16 protein-coding genes are annotated in these 19,357 nt (G+C 74.6%); 10 read left to right on the top strand and 6 right to left on the bottom strand.

The features are described from left to right. Nucleotides 1–44 precede the first annotated feature (44 nt). Entirely contained in the window at nucleotides 45–1,229 is a 1,185-nt protein-coding gene (locus AC1VWI_RS12490) for an acyl-CoA dehydrogenase family protein (RefSeq protein ID WP_499511055.1), read from the top strand. A gap of 53 nt (nucleotides 1,230–1,282) precedes the next feature. On the opposite strand, the gene AC1VWI_RS12485 is transcribed toward AC1VWI_RS12490, so the two are convergent. Further along, nucleotides 1,283–1,732, bottom strand: a complete 450-nt coding sequence (locus AC1VWI_RS12485; protein WP_499511054.1) for a cell division protein SepF — start codon at nucleotides 1,730–1,732, stop codon at nucleotides 1,283–1,285. Nucleotides 1,733–2,024: 292 nt separating this feature from the next. Here AC1VWI_RS12485 and AC1VWI_RS12480 point away from each other — a divergent pair, with 292 nt between their 5' ends. The 3 genes from AC1VWI_RS12480 (at nucleotide 2,025) to AC1VWI_RS12470 (ending at nucleotide 5,762) form a co-directional block, all read left to right on the top strand. Further along, nucleotides 2,025–3,167: a DUF5685 family protein gene (locus AC1VWI_RS12480; protein ID WP_499511053.1), complete on the top strand. Its 1,143-nt coding sequence runs from the start codon at nucleotides 2,025–2,027 to the stop codon at nucleotides 3,165–3,167. Between the two features lie 571 nt (nucleotides 3,168–3,738). Then, complete coding sequence (locus AC1VWI_RS12475; protein ID WP_499511052.1) at nucleotides 3,739–4,800, top strand: S1 family peptidase; 1,062 nt, start codon at nucleotides 3,739–3,741, stop codon at nucleotides 4,798–4,800. Nucleotides 4,801–4,949: 149 nt separating this feature from the next. Further along, nucleotides 4,950–5,762, top strand: a complete 813-nt coding sequence (locus tag AC1VWI_RS12470) for a S1 family peptidase (RefSeq protein ID WP_499511051.1) — start codon at nucleotides 4,950–4,952, stop codon at nucleotides 5,760–5,762. A 20-nt stretch (nucleotides 5,763–5,782) separates the two neighbouring features. Here the strand turns inward: AC1VWI_RS12470 and AC1VWI_RS12465 are convergent, their stop codons facing one another. Then, nucleotides 5,783–6,904 (bottom strand): winged helix DNA-binding domain-containing protein, encoded by a 1,122-nt coding sequence (locus AC1VWI_RS12465; RefSeq protein ID WP_499511050.1) that lies wholly within the window; start codon nucleotides 6,902–6,904, stop codon nucleotides 5,783–5,785. Between the two features lie 62 nt (nucleotides 6,905–6,966). Between AC1VWI_RS12465 and AC1VWI_RS12460 the strand changes: the two genes are divergently transcribed. Further along, on the top strand, nucleotides 6,967–7,923 hold the full coding sequence (locus tag AC1VWI_RS12460; RefSeq protein ID WP_499511049.1) for a helix-turn-helix transcriptional regulator: 957 nt from the start codon (nucleotides 6,967–6,969) through the stop codon (nucleotides 7,921–7,923). A gap of 100 nt (nucleotides 7,924–8,023) precedes the next feature. Next, nucleotides 8,024–9,040, top strand: a complete 1,017-nt coding sequence (locus AC1VWI_RS12455; protein WP_499511048.1) for a slipin family protein — start codon at nucleotides 8,024–8,026, stop codon at nucleotides 9,038–9,040. On the opposite strand, the gene AC1VWI_RS12450 is transcribed toward AC1VWI_RS12455, so the two are convergent. Continuing rightward, nucleotides 9,033–9,875: a GNAT family N-acetyltransferase gene (locus tag AC1VWI_RS12450; RefSeq protein WP_499511047.1), complete on the bottom strand. Its 843-nt coding sequence runs from the start codon at nucleotides 9,873–9,875 to the stop codon at nucleotides 9,033–9,035. The genes AC1VWI_RS12455 and AC1VWI_RS12450 overlap by 8 nt on opposite strands. A 149-nt stretch (nucleotides 9,876–10,024) precedes the next feature. On the opposite strand from AC1VWI_RS12450, the gene AC1VWI_RS12445 reads away from it, so the two are divergent. Then, nucleotides 10,025–11,140, top strand: coding sequence for a S1 family peptidase (locus AC1VWI_RS12445; protein WP_499511046.1), 1,116 nt, complete (start codon nucleotides 10,025–10,027; stop codon nucleotides 11,138–11,140). A 54-nt stretch (nucleotides 11,141–11,194) separates the two neighbouring features. Here AC1VWI_RS12445 and AC1VWI_RS12440 read toward each other — a convergent pair whose 3' ends face one another. Continuing rightward, nucleotides 11,195–11,485 carry a hypothetical protein gene (locus tag AC1VWI_RS12440; RefSeq protein WP_499511045.1) on the bottom strand — a complete coding sequence of 97 codons (291 nt, stop codon included), beginning with the start codon at nucleotides 11,483–11,485 and terminating at the stop codon, nucleotides 11,195–11,197. 173 nt (nucleotides 11,486–11,658) lie between these two features. Further along, entirely contained in the window at nucleotides 11,659–12,483 is an 825-nt protein-coding gene (locus AC1VWI_RS12435; protein ID WP_499511044.1) for a TIGR04222 domain-containing membrane protein, read from the bottom strand. Between the two features lie 84 nt (nucleotides 12,484–12,567). On the opposite strand from AC1VWI_RS12435, the gene AC1VWI_RS12430 reads away from it, so the two are divergent. Further along, the gene (locus tag AC1VWI_RS12430) at nucleotides 12,568–13,794 is read left to right on the top strand and encodes an amidase (RefSeq protein ID WP_499511043.1); all 1,227 of its coding nucleotides are present in this window, start codon (nucleotides 12,568–12,570) and stop codon (nucleotides 13,792–13,794) included. On the opposite strand, the gene AC1VWI_RS12425 is transcribed toward AC1VWI_RS12430, so the two are convergent. Beyond that, a complete protein-coding gene (locus AC1VWI_RS12425; protein WP_499511042.1) occupies nucleotides 13,781–14,662 on the bottom strand; it encodes a thermonuclease family protein in 882 nt (293 codons plus the stop codon). The two genes, AC1VWI_RS12430 and AC1VWI_RS12425, sit on opposite strands and share 14 nt — an antisense overlap. Nucleotides 14,663–14,832: 170 nt before the next feature. Between AC1VWI_RS12425 and AC1VWI_RS12420 the strand changes: the two genes are divergently transcribed. Both AC1VWI_RS12420 and AC1VWI_RS12415 read left to right on the top strand, forming a co-directional pair. Beyond that, nucleotides 14,833–18,303, top strand: coding sequence for a DNA polymerase III subunit alpha (locus tag AC1VWI_RS12420; protein WP_499511041.1), 3,471 nt, complete (start codon nucleotides 14,833–14,835; stop codon nucleotides 18,301–18,303). Beyond that, nucleotides 18,300–19,292, top strand: a complete 993-nt coding sequence (locus tag AC1VWI_RS12415) for a DNA polymerase Y family protein (RefSeq protein ID WP_499511040.1) — start codon at nucleotides 18,300–18,302, stop codon at nucleotides 19,290–19,292. Before AC1VWI_RS12420 ends, AC1VWI_RS12415 begins: the two co-directional genes overlap by 4 nt. Nucleotides 19,293–19,357: the final 65 nt, after the last annotated feature.

The following is a 19,357-nucleotide window of genomic DNA, read 5'->3' as shown; positions in this document are numbered from 1 at the left end:
GTAGCTTCGTCCGCGAAGCGCAGTGATCACCGGAGAGGACGACGATGTCCACTGGAAAGCCGCAGTTCGACCCGTACGACCCGCTCGGCGTCGACGACCTGCTCGACGACGAGGACCGCGCCGTGCGGGACACCGTGCGCGGCTGGGCCGCCGACCGCGTGCTGCCGTACGTGGCGGACTGGTACGAGCGCGGCGAGCTGCCCGGGATCCGCGAGCTGGCCCGCGAGCTCGGCTCGATCGGCGCGCTGGGCATGTCGCTGACCGGCTACGGCTGCGCGGGCGCCACCGCCGTCCAGTACGGCCTCGCCTGCCTGGAGCTGGAGGCCGCCGACTCCGGCATCCGCTCGCTCGTCTCCGTGCAGGGCTCGCTGGCGATGTACGCCATCCACCGGTACGGCTCCGAGGAGCACAAGCAGCGCTGGCTGCCCCGGATGGCCGCCGGCGAGGTCATCGGCTGCTTCGGGCTCACCGAGCCCGACCACGGCTCCGACCCGGCGGGCATGCGCACCCACGCCAAGCGCGACGGTTCCGACTGGGTCCTGAACGGCCGCAAGATGTGGATCACCAACGGCTCGGTCGCCGGCGTCGCCGTGGTGTGGGCCCGCACCGACGAGGGCATCCGCGGATTCGTCGTGCCCACCGGCACCCCCGGGTTCTCCGCCCCCGAGATCAAGCACAAGTGGTCGCTGCGCGCCTCCGTCACCAGCGAGCTGGTCATGGACGACGTACGCCTGCCCGCCGACGCCGTGCTCCCCGAGGTCACCGGCCTGCGCGGCCCGCTCAGCTGCCTGAACCACGCGCGCTACGGGATCGTCTGGGGTGCCATGGGCGCCGCGCGCAGCAGTTTCGAGGCCGCCCTGGAGTACTCCCGCACCCGTGAGCAGTTCGGCCGGCCCATCGGCGGCTTCCAGCTGACCCAGGCCAAGCTCGCCGACATGGCGCTCGAACTGCACAAGGGCATCCTCCTCGCCCACCACCTCGGACGGCGCATGGACGCGGGCACGCTCCGTCCCGAGCAGGTCAGCTTCGGCAAGCTCAACAACGTGCGCGAGGCGATCGAGATCTGCCGCACGGCCCGGACGATCCTGGGCGCGAACGGCATCTCCCTGGAGTACCCCGTCATGCGGCACGCCACCAACCTGGAGTCCGTGCTCACCTACGAGGGCACCGTCGAGATGCACCAGCTCGTGCTCGGCAAGGCGCTCACCGGCCTCGACGCCTTCCGGTAGGCGGGCGGGCAGGCCGTGGCATCGGCGCCGGGTCCCGGCGCCGACGCCACGGGTCAGTTCTGGTTGAAGAAGCCGTCGCCGCCGCGCTTGCTGTCGGCGTTGACGACCAGGTAGTCGGGCGGTGTCAGCAGGAACACCCGGTTGGCCACGCGGTCGATGGAACCGCGCAGGCCGAAGGTGAGGCCGGCCGCGAAGTCGACGACGCGCTTGGCGTCGGCGGGGTCCATCGCCGTCAGGTTGACGATCACCGGGACGCCTTCCCGGAACAGCTCGCCGATGCCGCGGGCGTCCCGGAAGCCGTCCGGGGTGACCGTCGCGATCCGGCGGCCCTGTTCCTCCGCCGAATCGGAGGCCACGCGCACGCGGGGGTCGGTGACCCAGGAGTCGGGGGAGGACGTCTCGGCGCCGTCGCCGTAATCGGCGTAGTCCTCGTCGTAGTACTCCTCGGCGCTGTTGTCGTCGACGAGTCCCAGCCAGGCGCTCGCCCGTCGTACCGATCCCATGGACGCCTCCTCTCGCACGCGGTCAGTTTGCCGTCCGCACCCCTATGGTCGTCCATGATGCGGATGATGCGCCAAGCGGATACCCACCGTGGGGTGGATTCGTGACAGACCTGGTGCATAAATCGCACTAGTGGCCCCCAGGTACCCCGTGGAATATGGCTCCTGACGGATCATCGGAAAGGGTCCCGCTCGGTAGGGTGATGGCTCACCGCCGGACAGCCGAACGGGCGGCGTACAGAACGACCAGCCGATGACGTGTTCCATTGCTGCGAATGACGTACGGGGGATTGTGATGTTCGGAATCGTCAGACCATGCCGGCACCGGCTGCCGGAGAAGCTGGCCATAGCGTGGACGGCCCATCTGTGCGGCCTCTGCCTCGCCCTGAGGGACGACCACGGGCAACTGGCCAGGGTCGCCACGAATTACGACGGGCTCATCGTCTCGGTGCTGGTGGAGGCCCAGGCCGGGTGGACGGAGGACGGACGCCGTACCGCCGGGCCGTGCCCGCTGCGCGCGATGCGGACCGCGCCGGTGGCCAAGGGGGAGGGTGCGCGGCTGGCCGCGGCGGTCTCGCTGGTGCTGGCCTCGGCGAAGATGCGCGACCACATGGCGGACGGCGACGGTCTGCTGGCGCGCCGTCCGGTCGCCGCGGCGGCGCGCACGGTCGCCCGGCGCTGGGACCGGGCGGGGGCGGTGACCGGTTCGGGGCTCGGCTTCGACACCGCGGTGCTGGTGGACGCCGTGGGCCGGCAGGCCGGCGTCGAGGCGGCCGCCGGGCCCGGTACCTCCCTGCTGACCGTCACCGAGCCCACCGAGACCGCCACCGCCGCCGCGTTCGGCCACACGGCGGTGCTGGCCGGACGCCCCGGCAACCGCGCCCCGCTGGAGGAGGCGGGCCGGCTCTTCGGCCGCCTCGCCCACCTGCTGGACGCGGTGGAGGACCTGGACGCCGACGCGGCGGCGGGCGCGTGGAACCCGCTGACCGCCACCGGGACGAGCGTGGACGAGGCGCGACGGCTGTGCGACGACGCGGTGCACGGGGTCCGGCTGGCGCTGCGTGACGTGGAGTTCGCCGACGGCGCGCTCGCCCACGTCCTGCTCGCCCACGAACTGCGCCGTTCCGTGGACCGCGCGTTCGGGGCCTCGTGCGCCCACCACCCGGGCCCCGGCGGCCCCGGCGGGCCGGTGCAGTCGCCCTGGCTGACCCCCGGCCCCCCGCACCAGCCGGGCCCCCGCCGCGGGCTGCTCGCGGGCTGCGCGGTGTTCGCGGGGCTCTGCTGCACGTGCCAGATCTGCTGCCGGGACCACTACGACGACCCCTGGAGCGGCAAGCGGCGCGAAGGCTGGTGCTCCAACTGCGATTGCTCCGGCTGCGACTGCGGCTGCGGTGACGGCTGCTGCTGCGACTGCGACTGCTGCGGCTGCGACTGCTGACGGGCCGTGCGGCCCGTTCCCCGCGACGGTGGCGCCGGAGGCGCGGGCGGTCGCGTCTCCGGCACGGGCCGCTGTCGCTCCCCCGTGGGGGCGCGACAGCGGCGCCGGGGCCATGGCGAGGTGGCGTGAGGGTCGGGCGGCGTCCTGCGGCGCTGCCAGCCGGGGAGGGCGTGACCCAGCGAGAGCGGCGGGCGCGCGTCGGGGGCCGTGCGGCGCTGGGGTGGCGCGTGCGGCGGAGTTGCGCCCGGCGCCCCGCCGAACGGGCGCGGCGCAGCCGCCCGTTCGCGCCAAACCGGGGGCGGGGCTCGGGGGTGGCCTGCGGGTGGCGGGGGCGGTGGGCCCACCAGGTGATACACCGTCACAGCGGTTGACCCGGGGAGCCGCCGGGGCGTTTCGGGTGCGTGACGCGGCCGAAACCCGCCCTTGTGCGCTTGTGCATGACTCTGAATACTCCCGTGTGCGCAGCACTTGTCAGGGGCACGCCACCCCCACAGTACGGCGGCGCCCTCGCTGCGCCTCACCGGCCCGCGCTACGCGGGTCAACTTCCGTTCCCCCACAGGAGGAAAACGCGTGAGGATCAAGCGCACCACCCACACCCCCGTCCCGAGACGTGCACGGCTGATCGCCGTGGCGTCCGGTCTGCTGGCGGCCACCGCGCTCACCCTGCCCGCCGCCCAGGCCGCTCCCGCGCCCAAGGCCTCCCCCGAGGCCGCGGCCGCGCTCACCACGTCCCTCGGCACCGCCTCCACCGCCGGTTCGTACTACGACGCCAAGGCCAAGACCATGGTCGTCAACGTCACGAACGACAAGGCGGCCCAGGCCGTCAGCGCGGCCGGCGCGGTCCCGAAGTTCGTGGCGCACAGCACCGCCCAGCTGGAGAAGGCCGGGAAGGCCACCCTCGCCGCGGACATCGCGGGCACCTCGTGGGTCGTCGACCCGAAGTCCAACCGCCTGGAGGTCACCGCCGACAGCACGGTCACCGGCGCCGAACTCGCCACGCTGCAGAAGGCCACCGCCCCCTACGGCGACGCGGTCACCTTCCGGCGCACGGCCGGCACCTTCAAGCGGCTGATCGCCGGCGGCGACGCCATCTACGGCGGCGGTTACCGCTGCTCGCTCGGCTTCAACGTGCGCAGCGGCAGCACCAACTACTTCCTGACCGCCGGGCACTGCGGTGAGGTCGCGTCCACCTGGTACTCCAACTCCAGCCAGTCCACCGTGCTGGGCTCGAACGTCAGCTACAGCTTCCCGACCAACGACTACGCGCTGGTCCGGTACAGCAACACCTCCGTGACCAAGAGCGGCACGGCCGGCAACACCGACATCACCAGCGCCGGCAACGCCTTCGTGGGCCAGGCCGTGCTGCGTGACGGCTCCACCACCGGCATCCACAGCGGTTCGGTCACCGGCCTCAACGCCACCGTCAACTACGGCGGCGGCGACGTGGTCTACCAGATGATCCGCACCAACGTGTGCGCCGAGGGCGGCGACTCCGGCGGCGCGCTGTACACCTCCGGCGGCATCGCGCTGGGTCTGACCTCCGGTGGCAGCGGCAACTGCAGCACCGGCGGGACGACCTTCTTCCAGCCGGTGACGGAGGCGCTCAGCGTCTACGGCGTCAGCGTCTTCTGACCCTCCGGGAGGTCCACGCCCTCCCTTCCGTCACGGACGTGCCCGGCGGCCCCACGGCCGCCGGGCACGTCCCGTACGGCCCTCTTGTCCGCCGGGGCCGATCGTCGCAATACTCCGCGAGGCACCGCATAACCGCGTAGGGGGAACATATGAGGAACAAGCGCACCACTGCGCGCGGCGGCCCCGCCCGAGGCGCAGCGCTGCGCGGAGCGGCGCTCCTCGGCCTGGCGGCCGGATCGGCGGACGTCGAGGGCAGTGCCTGGGCGGTCGACCCGACGAGCGGCGCGCTGGTCATCGCCACCGACGACACCGTCCCGCGCAGCGGGCTCACCGCGTTGAGACGGGCCGCCGGACGGTACGGCGGCACGGTCCGCTTCGAGCGCGTCGGGGGCTCCTTCGCACGGATGGTCGCTGGTGGCGACGCCGTCCACGGCGGCGGCTTCCGCTGCTCGGTCGGCTTCAACGTCCGCGCCGCGGGCACCTGCTACTTCCTGACCGCCGGTCACTGCGGGCGCGCCGCCACGACCTGGTACGGCGATCCCGCCCGGACCAGGACGCTGGGCACCACCACCGGCTTCAGCTTCCCGTACGACGACTACGCCCTGGTCCGCTACACCGGCTCCGTCGCGCGGCCGGGCAAGGTCGGACGGCAGGACATCGAGAAGGCCGCGCGGGCCCGCGTCGGGGAGGCGGTGAAGCGGGACGGCTCCACCACGGGCGTCCGCAGCGGCACGGTCACCGGGCTCGGCTACACCGTCAACTACGGCGACGGCGACATCGTCCGCGGCCTGATCCGTACCGACATCTGCGCCGAACCCGGCGACTCCGGCGGCCCGTTGTACGACGGGACCAAGGCCCTCGGGCTGCTGTCCGGAGGCAGCGGCGACTGCACCGAGGGGGGCGCCACCTTCTTCCAGCCGCTGCCCGCGGTCCTCACCGCGTACGGGGTCGGCGTGTACTGAGCCATCCCCGGCCGCCCCGGTCACCCCGCGAAGCGCACCTCCCGGGCGGCGGCCTCCGGCACCGCGAACGCCAGCAGCCGGGCGCCCTCGGCCGCGACCGCCTCCCGCGCCCCGGCGTCCAGCGGCGCGTACGGCTGGACGTGGAGCACGGCCGCGTCGCGGGAGGCCTGGATCCGCCACAGCCCGTGGACGAAGCCGTCGTGGAGGAAGAAGCCGCGGTTGCTGCCGCTGCCGGGCAGCGGCAGCCCGGCGTAGGGGTTGCGCAGCATGATCCGCGTCCGGTCGGCGTGCGACAGGGCGATGTTGTCGTACTGCGGCAGGAACCGGGGCGGTGCCTTCGTCCCGGGGTCGGGGAAGGGCGCGTCCGGCACGTCGTACAACGCGGTGCCCCTCTCGTCGCGGTAGACCCGCAGCCCCGGGCGGAGCCGTTCCAGGACCGCGCGGAGCCCGGTCAGCCCCGACCATACGGCGACGTCCCCGGCCGACGCGGGGCCGAAGGCGGCGAGGTAGCGCAGGACGGCCGCGTCCGGCGCGGAGCCGGCCGCGAGGTCGAAGTCCCGGCCGAGCCACCGGTCGGCGGGGGTCTGCAGGGCCGCGCCCGAGGTGCGCCACAGGCCGCGCGGCGGCGGCTGCACGGTCGGCACCCGGGCCGTGACGGCCAGGCTGAGCGGCAGCCGCTCGCGGTCCGGCCAGCGTTCCCGCAGGGCGTCCCCGAGCCTGCTCGGGGACAGCGGGCCGTCCTCGAGGAGCGCCCGGCCGGCCCCGGCCACCTCCGCCAGGTCCAGCCCCGCCAGCTGGCGCCGGAACTGCCCGAGCAGGCGCCGTTCGAGCACGTCCTGCACCACCGGGCGCAGCGCCATGCAGTCCCGCGCCGTCACCAGGTGCACCGTCCACCGCAGCAGTGACATCCGCACAGCCCGCCGGTCCGCGAGCATCCCGGACAGCTCCTCCGGCGCGAAGTCCTCGATCCGGGACCACAGGGCGACGTACGGGTCCTGCGGCTCCTGCGCCTGCAGTCCCACCAGGGCCTCGACCATCTCCTCCGCACCGGTGCGCACCCGCCCCAGCAGCGACTGCCGGGCCAGGAGCGAACGGTTGAGCGTCCGGCGGTCCAGGACGGTGCCTTCGGGGATGGTCTCCATGGGCGGCACGGTAGGGCGGAATGCGGTCAGGAACCGTCCGCGACGGCTGCCAGACTGGTGCCGTGCTGGAAACCTCCGCCCGACTGCTGCGCCTGTTGTCCCTGCTCCAGTCCCGGCGCGACTGGACCGGACCCGAACTCGCCGGACGCCTCGAGGTCACCGCCCGGACGGTGCGCCGTGACGTGGAGCGCCTGCGGGCCCTGGGCTACCCCGTGCACGCCACCCCCGGCACCGCCGGGGGCTACCGGCTCGGCGCGGGCGCCGCGCTGCCCCCGCTGCTGCTCGACGACGAGGAGGCGATCGCGGTCGCGCTCTGCCTGCGCACCGGCGCCGGAGGCAGCGTCGAGGGCATCGAGGAGACCTCGCTGCGCGCCCTGGCCAAACTGGAACAGGTGCTGCCCTCCCGGCTGCGCCGCCGGGCGCAGGCCATGGAGGCCGTCGCGGTCGCCCGGCCCGCGACCGTGCCGGGCGCCGTCGCCCAGGACGTGCTGACCGCGATCGGCGCCGCGTGCCGCGACCACGAACGGCTGCGCTTCGACTACCGGGCGCACGGCGGCACCGCCAGCCGCCGCACGGTGGAGCCGCACGGCCTGGTCCACCACGGCCGCCGCTGGTACCTGCTCGCCTGGGACACCGACCGGCAGGACTGGCGCACCTTCCGCGTGGACCGGATGGACCCCAAGTCCCCGGCCGGCCCCCGCTTCACGCCCCGGCGGCCTCCGGCGGACGCCGCGTCGTACGTCGCCCGCGGCGTCACCTCCCGGGCCTACCGCCACCAGGCCGTCGTGGTCGTGCACGCCCCCGCCGAGGCCGTGGCCGAGTACGCCGGTTACGCGACCGTGGAGTCCACCGGGCCGGACAGCTGCGTGCTGCGCACCGGTTCCGAGTCCCTCGACGCGCTCGCCGTCTACATCGGCATGATCGGCGTCGACTTCGAGGTGCGGGAGCCCCCTGAGCTGGCCGAACGGCTGCGGGTCGTCGCGGACCGCCTCGCCCGGGCGGCGGGTGCGCCGCGGTAGGCCGGCACCGGGTCCGTAACCGGGCATCCCGGCCCGTATCCGGCGGGTTACCCGCGAGGTACCGTGGAAGTACTGCGATTCCGGACCCCAGGGGGCCGTGATGGTCGTCGAGTTGATTGCCGCCGTGCTCTCGGCAGGAGCGTTGTACTTCGTCGCCGGGGCCCGTGTGGTGCAGCAGTTCGAGCGGGGCGTGGTGTTCCGGCTCGGCCGGGTCAGGGGCGGGGTGCGGAACCCGGGATTCACCATGATCGTCCCGATCGTCGACCGGATGCGGAAGGTGAACCTGCAGATCGTGACGATGCCGGTGCCCGCCCAGGAGGGCATCACCCGCGACAACGTCACGGTCAAGGTGGACGCGGTGGTCTACTTCAAGGTCGTCCACGCGGCCGACGCGATCATCAACGTCGAGGACTACCGCTTCGCCGTCTCGCAGATGGCGCAGACCTCGCTGCGCTCGATCATCGGCAAGAGCGACCTGGACGACCTGCTCTCCAACCGCGAGAAGCTCAACCAGGGGCTGGAGCTGATGATCGACAGCCCGGCCATCGGCTGGGGCGTGCAGATCGACCGCGTCGAGATCAAGGACGTCTCGCTGCCGGAGACGATGAAGCGCTCGATGGCCCGCCAGGCCGAGTCCGAGCGGGAGCGCCGGGCGCGGATCATCAACGCGGACGCCGAGTTCCAGGCCTCCAAGAAGCTCGCCGACGCCGCGGCGGTCATGAGCGACACCCCCGCCGCGCTCCAGCTCCGCCTGCTGCAGACGGTCGTCGCCGTCGCCGCGGAGAAGAACTCCACCCTGGTCCTGCCCTTCCCGGTGGAGCTGCTGCGCTTCCTCGAGCGCGCCCAGCCGGCGCCCTACCCGGCCGTCGGACAGCAGCCGGCCCCCGGACCCCCGGTGGCGGCCGCTCCTCCGCCCGGACCCCCGGTGGCGGCCGCGCCTCCCCCCGGGCCCGCACCGCGGGCCGCCGCGGCCGACGCGCCGGCGGCCGACGCGCCGGCTGCCGGTGCGCCGCTGGTGGAGCCCGCCGAGGAGCTCCCCGCCGACCTGCGCGAGGCCCTCTGCGCGGACCCGCTGCTGGACACCGTCCGGCCGCAGCGGCCCTCCGACGTCAGCTGAGCCCGCCCTCCGCCTGCGGCACGTCCGGCCGCCACACGTACGGAACGGTCACCGCCACCGGCAGCAGCCCCAGCCGGGCCAGGATCGGGGCGCTGTCCGGGGAGGCGTCGACCTGCACGAAGCGGTGACCCGCCGCGACCGCCAGCCGGGCCCGGTGCGCCACCGTCGCCCGGTAGGCGCCCCGCCCCCGCCACTGCGGCAGGGTGGAGCCGCCCCACAGCGACACGAAGTCGGTGCCCTCGTGGAAACGGGCCCAGCCGGCGCAGACCACCGTGCCGTCGGCGGTCTCGGCGACGACCACCGCGCAGGGGTCGCCGGGCCCCGACACCTCGCTCTCCAGCATCCCCGGCAGCCAGTCGTGGGGCACGCCCCAGACCGTCTCCTCCATCTCCCGGATGCGCTCGAAGTCCGCCCGTGAGCTGACCTCCCGCAGCGCGAGGCCCTCCGGCAGCACCGGGGCGGCCGTCAGCGCCTGCGCCTCGCCGACCAGCACCGTCTCCGGTTCCTCCGGCACGAAGCCGGCCGCGACCAGCCGGTCCGGCAGTCCCACGGGCAGGTCGTGCGCGTGGTACTTCCACTCCACCGGCATGCCCAGCGCGGCGTAGTGGTCCCGCTGCCGGGCGATCAGGGCGTCCAGCCCGGGCCCGTCCAGCCCGCCGAGGTCGCGGTAGTCGAGGAACCCCGCCTCCCCGTGCCGGTAGGTCTTGCGCAGCAGCGGGCCGTCGCGTTCCACCGACTCGTACCGCGAGAGGTCGGCGGGCACACGGGCGCGCAACTGCCGGTCGTAGGCGGCGCGGTACTCCAGCGCCACGAGGGAGGGGTCGAAAGTGCTCATCGGGCGGATTCCACCACAACCACGACCCCTGGCGCGAGCGGATGGGCCGTGGTGAACGCGACGGGGCGGGGCTGCGTATGTCAGACGGAACGACGCTTCCCCCTTGCGCCCGACGATCCGGCCTGTATCCCCCCACAGGAGGTCACGAGTTGAAGCACAAACAGATAGCCAAGCGGAAGATCGTGTTCGTTGCGGCCGGTGCCGCCGCCATCGCGGCAGCGGCCGTACTGCTGCCCAACGCCAACGCGTCGCAGTCCGCCGCGCAGGGCCCGCAGGCCCCCTCGCCGAAGCGGCTCACCGCCGCGGCCGCCGCGGAACTCGCCGCGCGGCTCGGCTCGCAGTTCGGTCCGTCCATCGCGGGGGCGTACTACGACGCGGCGAGCAGGCGGCTCGTGGTGAACGTGGTCGCCGGGGACGGCGACGACGTGGCCGCGCAGGCCGCGCAGGCCGGCGCCGCGACCCGGACGGTCGACAACAGTGCCGCCGAACTGAGCGCCGCCGCCCAGACCTTGAAGCAGCGCGCCACGATCCCCGGCACCGCCTGGGCCGTCGACCCCCGGACCAACCGGATCCTGGTCACCGCGGACCGCACCGTCACCGGCGGCAAGTGGGACACCCTGGAGTCCACCGTGCGGTCCCTGGGCGGCGGCATGGCCCGGATCCATAAGTCCGCGGGCGAGTTCAAGCCCCTGGTGGCCGGCGGGGACGCCATCTTCGCCGACGGGGCGCGCTGTTCGCTGGGCTTCAACGTCGTCAAGGACGGCGCCCCCGCCTTCCTCACCGCTGGCCACTGCGGGGTCGCGTTCGCGAACTGGTCGGACAGCCAGGGCGGGACGCCCGTCGCGACCGTACGGCAGGCGACCTTCCCGGGTGACGGCGACTTCGCCCTCGTGACGTACGACGACCCGGGCACCCAGGCGCCCAGCCAGGTGAACCTCGGCGACGGCCGTGCCCTGGCGATCAACGGGGCCGCGGAGGCGGCCGTGGGCCAGGAGGTGTTCCGGATGGGCAGCACCACCGGGCTGCACGGGGGCACGGTCCTCGGGCTCGACGCGACGGTCAACTACCCGGAGGGCACCGTCACCGGGCTGATACAGACCGACGTCTGCGCCGAGCCGGGCGACAGCGGGGGCGCGCTGTTCAGCCGCGACGGGAGCGCGATCGGCCTCACCTCCGGCGGCAGCGGGGACTGCCAGGCGGGCGGGGAGACCTTCTTCCAGCCGGTGACCACGGCGCTGGCCGCGGTCGGGGCGGAACTCGGCTGACGTCCACGTGGTGCGGGCGGGCCGCCGGATCCAGCGGATCCGGCGGCCGGGGGGTCAGCTGAACCGGCGGTGCAGCGGGAAGGCCGTCACCGTCGCGCCGACGTGCACGGCCCGATGTGCCGGGCGGGGCGCCCGGGCCTCCTCGTGCAGGCCGACTAGCAGGGCCGCCAGCCGGTGCCGGAAGTCGTCCCAGACCTCGGCGTCCTCGTCCTGCGGGTCCCGCAGGGGCCGTGCGCCGCACGGCGGTTCCACCAGACCGGCGGCCGCGAGGCGGCGCAGGTGGCTCATCATGCGCACCCGGCCGGGGTGCGTCACGGGTCTGGAGGTGGTGTCGGTCGCCGTCATGGCGGTCAGTAAATCGTGCCGTCCCCTTGGCTTCGCAACCCCTGAGTAGCCACCGGGGTGACGCGCGCGTGACACGGGTTGACGCACGGGACGTGGGAGCACCCATGTGACACCGGGACGTGACGAATCTCGCACCGATGCGGTGTTTGGGCCGTCCGGGAGGACGCGTACCCTCACACCCCTCCCGAGCCGCAGCCGCCCGCCCCCGAGCTCGCGCACGAGGTGGGCGTGCCACCGCCGCCGCTGTGCCAGTGGTTGACGCCGTAGAGGCTCTCGGCCTCGTCGTGGTGGGCGAGCAGCCCGGCCTCTCTGGCGAAGTGCGGGACGGCCGGCCGCAGCGCCGGTCCGCCGTGCAGGGCGACCGCCAGGAGGACCGATTCGGGTGAGGCCCTGCGGGTGCGCGGGCGCGGGAAACGCTCCTGGGCCCGCCGCAGGACCCGGCGGCCGGCCCGGGTGCGCCGCGGCACCCTCCACAGGGCGAGGGCGGCGGCCACCGTGAGGGCGGGGACGGCCGCCCGGAACGGGGAGCTCCAGGCCGTCAGGGCGCCGGACACCAGCTCCGCGGCCGCGGTCGGTACGGCCGCGCACAGCAGCACACGGGCCGTACGCCGGCGCCGGTCGTCCCGGATCAGCCCCGCGTCGGCCAGTCGCCCGCGCAGTACGTCCAGTTCGCGCCGTACCGGCCGCGACGTGGCGAGGGTGTTCACCCCCGCCGGCCGGTACAGGGCCTGGTAGACGGCCAGTTGCAGCGGCTGCGAGAGCCCGTGCAGCGGCCCGGAGATGCGCGCGGTGCGGTGCGCGCCGGCGTCCACCGTGCCGCGCAGATGCAGCGCGACCAACGCGACGACCACCGCGCCGCGGCGCCCGTCGCGCAGGTAGGCCGCCTCGTGGGGGTCCGTCAGCTCGTACGCCGCGACGCGCGGTGCGCGCAGCAGCACCCCTGCCGTGACGAGCAGCACCACCTCGGCCACCGGATATGTCCATGCGAGCCATGACATGTCGCACCACCCCCTGTGGTCGGTGTGCCCGCGGGCGCGGCGATGACGCGCAGTTTGAGGAAGGCCGGAGCTTTTCGGCGTAGCGTGGCCGCCGTGACGGACCTGGTGGCACGGACTTGTGACCGCATCGACCGGCTCGACGCCCGGATCAAGGCGTTCGTACGGGAGCCGGACCGGCGGGGCCGGCTGGCGGCGGAGGCGGCCGAGGCGCCGCCGGGCGTGCTGTCCGGGGTGATGGTGGGCGTCAAGGACATCGTCCGGATCGACGGGATGGACACCAGGGCCGGGTCCGCGGTGCCGCCGGAGGTGCTGGCCGGGCCGCAGGCACCGCTGGTGGACCGGCTGCGGGCGGCAGGGGCGCTGGTCGCGGGGAAGACGGTGACGGCCGAGTTCGCGGTGACCGCGCCGGGGCCGACCCGCAATCCGCACAACGCCGCTCACACGCCCGGTGGTTCGAGCAGCGGATCGGCGGCCGCGGTGGCGGCGGGCATGGTGCCGCTGGCGGTCGGGACGCAGACCGTCGGCTCGGTGGTCCGGCCCGCGGCCTACTGCGGGGTGGTGGGCTTCAAGCCGACCTTCGGGCGCGTCCCGGTGGACGGGGTGATCGCCAACGCCCCGAGCTTCGACACGGTCGGGGTGCTCGCCGCGGACGTCGCGACGGCGACGCGCGGCGCGTCCGTCCTGTGCGACGACTGGCGGGAGCCGGCGGCCGGCGATGGCCGGCCGGTGCTCGGCATACCCGTCGGCCCGTACCTGGACCGCGCGGGGACGGAGGCGCGGGAGGCCTTCGCGGCGCGGGCCAAGCGGCTGGAGGCGGCGGGCTGGACCGTGCGCGAGGTGCCGCTGATGCCGGGCCCGGGTGAGTTCGAGGCGGTCGTACGGCAGTTGTACGTCATGAACCGCTACGAGGTGGCCCGTACGCACGCCGACTGGTTCCCCCGGCACGGCCGGCTGTACCGCGAGCAGACGGTCGCCGCCATCCGCGAGGGCCAGGCCGTCGGCCGCGACGACTACGAGCGGGCCGTGGGCGAGCGCCGGGTCTTCCGCGAGCGGCTGCTGGCGGCCATGGGGGAGGTCGACGTCTGGCTGGCGCCGTCCGCCACCGGCCCCGCCCCGTTCGGCCTGGGCAGCACCGGCGACTCGGTGATGTGCCTGCCGTGGAGCAACGCGGGCTTCCCCGCGGTGAGTCTGCCCGCCGGGTACGCCGCGAACGGCCTGCCGCTCGGTCTGCAGGTCGTCGGGCGCCCCGGCGAGGACGAGGAACTGCTGCGGTGGGCCGCGGAGTTCGCCCCGGTCGTCATGCCTCGGTGAAGACCAGGTCCTCGACCGGGACGGTCATCCGTACGGTGTGGTCGCCGGTCACCTCGACGACGTGGTGCAGGCTTCGCACCTGCGCGCGCGGGGTGTCCGAGGACAGGATCCGGTAGGTGTCGGCCGCCCCGGCCAGGTAGGCGCGGAAGGCGGCGAGGGAGGGCTCGCCGAGCGCGAGGTAGTCGAAGAGCCGCCGGAAGAGCTTGGGGACGAGCACCACGTCGTCGGTGAGCGAGGAGAGCCCGGTGACCTTCGCGCCGCTGGTGCTCACGTCGCCGGGCCACAGCCCCCTGCCCGCCTCGCGGGCCTGCCGGGCGACGTCGGTCAGCTCCCGGCGCAGGTCCTCGTAGAGGTTGCTGTAGAAGGTCGGGTAGGCCAGGCCCTCGGCGACCAGGTGGTGGTTGACGGTGGCGCGCAGCAGCGGCACGCCGACCGTGACCTCCTGGCCGCTCTTCGTGCCCTCCGGCGGCGCGCCCCGGCCGGCCAGGGCGACGCAGCGGCCGTGCACGTCGACCCCGCCGGTGAGGATCCAGCCGGGGACGCTCTCGGGGCTGGCGGCGACGACCCGCTCGCCGCCTGGCTCGCGCTCCACGGCGGTGAAGCCGAGCCACCGCAGCAGCTCGTCCCGGGCCGCGTGGGCGAAGGGCAGCGGCTGGTGGGCCGGGGCGGAGGTGGGCCCGTAGTGGGTCTCCAGCGCGTCGACGGCGTCCAGGCGCAGCTTGCCCCGGCAGGAGTTGGTGAGGTCGAGCCCGAGCCCGCCCCTGACGCGGTTCCAGTCGGGGTGACGGGTGGGGGTGAAGCCCACGGTGTCCCCGTCCGGTTCGGTGTTCTTTATCTGGAAAGAGCCCTTGACCAGCAGCATCGGCATGGCGACTCCCCATCGGGGTGTGAGCGTCGGTGACGTCGTGTGCATGAAATCATGCGGAGGGTGGCGGAGGACAGGGATCCGGCGTGTCTTCGTACACATGTTCGACAAGTGGTCTATGGTGGGTGGCGGAGGGTCCGGAAGGGGGGAGACGTGAGCGGTCGGAGGTGCGTATGCCGGGATTCACGCACCTGCACACCGTCTCCGGCTTCTCGCTGCGGTACGGGGCCTCGCACCCCGAGCGGCTCGCCGAGCGCGCCGCCGAACGGGGGATGGACGCGCTGGCGCTGACCGACCGGGACACGGTGGCCGGCGTGGTGCGCTTCGCCAAGGCGTGCGCGCGGGCCGGGGTGCGGCCGCTGTTCGGCGCCTCCCTGGCGGTGCCGGCGGCGTACGCGGGGGAGGGCGCCGCCCCCCAGGCCGGTCCGCCGGCCGCCCGCCGGCGCACCCCGGTGCGCGGCGGGGCCTTCGTGCCGGAGGCGACCGACCGGGCGGTCTTCCTCGCCCGGGACCGCCGCGGCTGGGGCGCGCTGTGCCGGCTGGTCAGCGCCGCCCACACCGACGGCGGCATCGGCTGGGAGGACCTGGGGCGGGAAGGGCTGTACGTGTTGCTCGGCGCGGACTCCGAGGTCGGCCGCGCCCTGGCGGCCGGACGCCCCGACCGGGCCGCCAGGCTGCTGCGCCCCTGGCGCGAGGTGTACGGGGACGCGCTGCGCCTGGAGGCCGTGCACCACGGCCGCACCGGCACCGGGTCCGGCTCGCTGCGGCTCGCCGCCCGCACCGTCGGCTTCGCCGTCGAGCAGGGCGTCGTCCCGGTGCTGACCAACGCCGTCCGCTACGCCGACCCCGGTCAGGGGGAGGTGGCCGACGTCCTGGACTCGGCGCGCCGGCTGGTGCCGATCGACGTGCGCGACGCGGGGAGCCTGGACAGCGGGGAGCGCTGGCTGAAGGACGCCGGGGACATGGCACGCACCGCCGAGCGGGTCATGGAGGCGGCCGGGTTCGCCCGCGGCGACGCCCACCGGCTGCTGCGGGCCACCGAGGAGACCGCCGCGGGCTGCGCCGTCGACCCGGAGGAGGACCTGGGGCTCGGGCAGGTGCACTTCCCCGAGCCGCAGCTCGTCGGCGCGGGCGCCCGCACCGCCGACCGCGTGCTGCGCTCGCGCTGCGCGGCCGGGATGGTCCGCGAGGGCCACGACCGGGAGCCGAGGTACTGGGCGCGGCTCGACCACGAGCTGCGGATCATCGAGGGGCTCGGCTTCGCCTCGTACTTCCTCACCGTCGGCCAGGTGGTCGCCGACGTGCGGGAGATGGGCATCCGGGTCGCCGCGCGCGGCTCGGGCGCCGGATCGCTCGTCAACCACCTGCTGGGCATCGCGGCCGCCGACCCCGTCGAGCACGACCTGCTCATGGAACGCTTCCTGTCCGGCAGGCGCGCCTCGCTGCCCGACATCGACATCGACGTGGAGTCGGCCCGCCGGCTGGAGGTCTACCGGCGCATCCTGGACCGCTTCGGCGGCGAGCGGGTCGCCACCGTCGCCATGCCCGAGACCTACCGCGTCCGGCACGCCGTGCGCGACGTGGGCACCGCCCTCGGGATGGACCCGGAGCGGACCGACCGGCTGGCCAAGGCCTTCCCGCACATCCGGGCCCGCGACGCGCGGGCCGCGCTCGCCGAGCTGCCCGAGCTGCGGCAGGTGGCGGGGGAGGACCACGGCCGGCTGTGGGAGCTGGTCGAGGCGCTGGACGCGCTGCCGCGCGGGGTCGCCATGCACCCCTGCGGGGTGCTGCTGTCGGACGCAGGGCTGCTGGAGCGCACACCGGTCGTGCCGACCAGCGGCGAGGGCTTCCCCATGGCGCAGTTCGACAAGGACGACGTCGAGGACCTCGGGCTGCTCAAGCTCGACGTGCTCGGGGTGCGCATGCAGTCCGCGATGGCGCACGCCCTGGACGAGGTGGAACGCACCGGCGGCGGCCGGATCGACCTGGACCGCATCCCGCAGGGCGACCCCGCGACGTACGAACTGGTGCGGTCCGCCGAGACGCTGGGCTGCTTCCAGATCGAGTCCCCGGGCCAGCGCGACCTGGTGGGACGGCTGCAGCCGGCCACCTTCCACGACCTGGTCGTGGACATCTCCCTGTTCCGCCCCGGGCCGGTCGCCGCCGACATGGTGCGGCCCTTCATCGACGCCCGGCACGGCCGCAAGCCCGTCCACTACCCGCACCCCGACCTGGAGCCCGTGCTGCGCGAGACCCACGGGGTGGTCGTCTTCCACGAGCAGCTCATCGACATCATGAGCGTCATGACCGGCTGCGACCGGGGGTTCGCCGACGAGGCGCGGCGCGCGCTGTCGGACGAGGCCCGGCAGGGACGGCTGCGGGCCTGGTTCGCGGACGCGGCCCGGGGGCGCGGCTACTCCCGCGAGGTCATCCGGCGCACCTGGGAGATCGTCTCGGCCTTCGGCGCGTACGGCTTCTGCAAGGCGCACGCCGTCGCCTTCGCCGTGCCGACCTACCAGTCCGCCTGGCTCAAGGCGCACCATCCGGCGGCCTTCTACGCCGGGGTGCTCACCCACGACCCCGGGATGTACCCCAAGCGGCTGCTGCTCGCGGACGCGCGGCGGCGCGGGGTGCCGGTGCTGCCGCTGGACGTCAACCGGTCGGGCGCGGCCTATCGAATCGAACTGGTGTCCGGTGAGGGGGGTGGCGAGGTGGGTGAGGAGGTGTGGGGGCTGCGGCTCGCGCTCTCCGAGGTGCACGGCATCAGCGAGGCCGAGGTCGCCCGGATCACCGCCGGACAGCCCTACTCCTCCCTCCAGGACCTGTGGGAGCGCGCCCGCCCCGGCCGCGCCGCCGCCGAACGCCTGGTCCAGGTCGGCGCGCTGGACCCCTTCGGGGGCAACCGCCGCGACATGCTGCTCCAGGTCGCCGAGGTGCACCGGCAGGGCCGGGCCTCCGCGTACGACGGCCAGCTCACCCTGACCGGAGGGGAGGGCGAGCCGGCGTTCGCGCCGGCCGGCCTGCCCGACATGGACGACGGCGAGCGGCTCGGCGCCGAACTCGGCGTCCTCGGCATGGACGCCTCCCGCCACCTGATGGACGACCACCTCGCCTTCCTTGAGGAGCTGGGCGCGATCCCGGCGAACCGGCTGCGCGAGGTGCGGCACGGCGAGACCGTGCTGGTCGCCGGGGCCAAGGCGGCCACGCAGACCCCGCCCATCCGCTCCGGGCGCCGGGTCATCTTCACCACCCTCGACGACGGCACCGGCCTGGTCGACCTCGCCTTCTTCGACGACAGCCACGAGGCCTGCGCCCACACCGTCTTCCACTCCTGGCTGCTGCTGGTCCGCGGGGTGGTCCAGCGCCGCGGACCGCAGAGCCTGTCCGTCGTCGGCGCCGCCGCCTGGAACCTGGCCGAACTGGTCGAACTGCGCAGGGAGGGCGGTCTGGAGGCGGTCGCGGCACGCCTGGCCGAGACCCCGGGCGAGCCCCCCGGCCTGCCCGCGCCCCCGCCCGGGGGCCGCCGGGTCCGGATGTCCACCGGGTACGAGATGCACCCCTGGGCTGATCTGCGGCCCGCGGGCGAGGGCGTCCCCACCGGCCGCAAGCTGTGGCACTCCAGTCCGGGGAGCGCGGGGCGATGAACAGCCGACCGGAGACCTCGCACGTGCTGTACGTGCACTTCCACGCCGCCGAGGCGCTGTACGAGCAACTCCTCGGGCTGCTCGGCGGCTTCACCCCCGTCGTCCAGGCGCTCCCGCCCGACGCCGCGCTCGCCGACGTCCGCGGGGCGCTGCGCTACTTCGGGCGCGACGCCGCGGAACTGGCCACGCTGCTGCGGGTGCGGCTGCTCGCGCTCCACGGTGTGGACTGCACGATCGGCGTCGGCCCGAACCCGCTGCTCGCCCGGATGGCGGCGCAGGGCGGACCGGAGGGCGCGGTGCGCGCCGCCCCCACCGACCCCGCGGCCGTGGCGGCCTTCCTCGCCGACCGCCCGGTGGCGGCGCTGCACGGCGTCGGCCCGGCGACGGCACGGCAGTTGGGCACGTACGGCCTGGACACCGTCGGGCGCGTCGCGGCCGCGCCCCTGAGCACCCTGCAGCGGATCCTGGGCGCCGCGGCGGGCCGCAGGACGCACGAGCGGGCCCGCGGCATCGACCCGGCCCCGGTCGTCCCGAACGCCCCCGCCCGGTCGGCCGGCGCCGAGCGCCGCTTCGGCCACGACGAGCTGGACCCGGTGCGGCACCGTCGTGCCCTGCTGTCGCTCACCGAGGAACTGGGCTCCTCGCTGCGCGCGTCGAGCCGGGTCGCGCGCTCGCTGACCCTCACCGTCCGCTACGCCGACCGCTCCACGACCACCCGCACCCGCGGGCTGCCCGAGCCGACCGGCCACGGCACCGCCCTCGCCGAGGCCGCGTACCGGCTCTACGAGGGGCTGGGGCTGCAGCGTGCCCGGGTGCGCGGCCTCGCGTTGCGCGCGGAGGGGCTGACGGACGCCGGTCTCGCGACGCTGCAGCTCAGCCTGGACCCGGGGGACGAGAAGGCGCGCCGGATCGAGGCGGTCGCGGACCGGGCGCGGGCCCGCTTCGGCCCGCGGGCGCTGATGCCCGCGGCACTGTCGGGGGCGGCCTGACGGTCCATTATCACATCGACGTGAAGCCGGCGTGATGAATTCTTTACCCACCGGTAGCTAGCGAC

It is taken from the genome of Streptomyces sp. TOM-9 (assembly GCF_056858595.1).
This window is presented reverse-complemented; position numbering and strand designations above follow the sequence as displayed.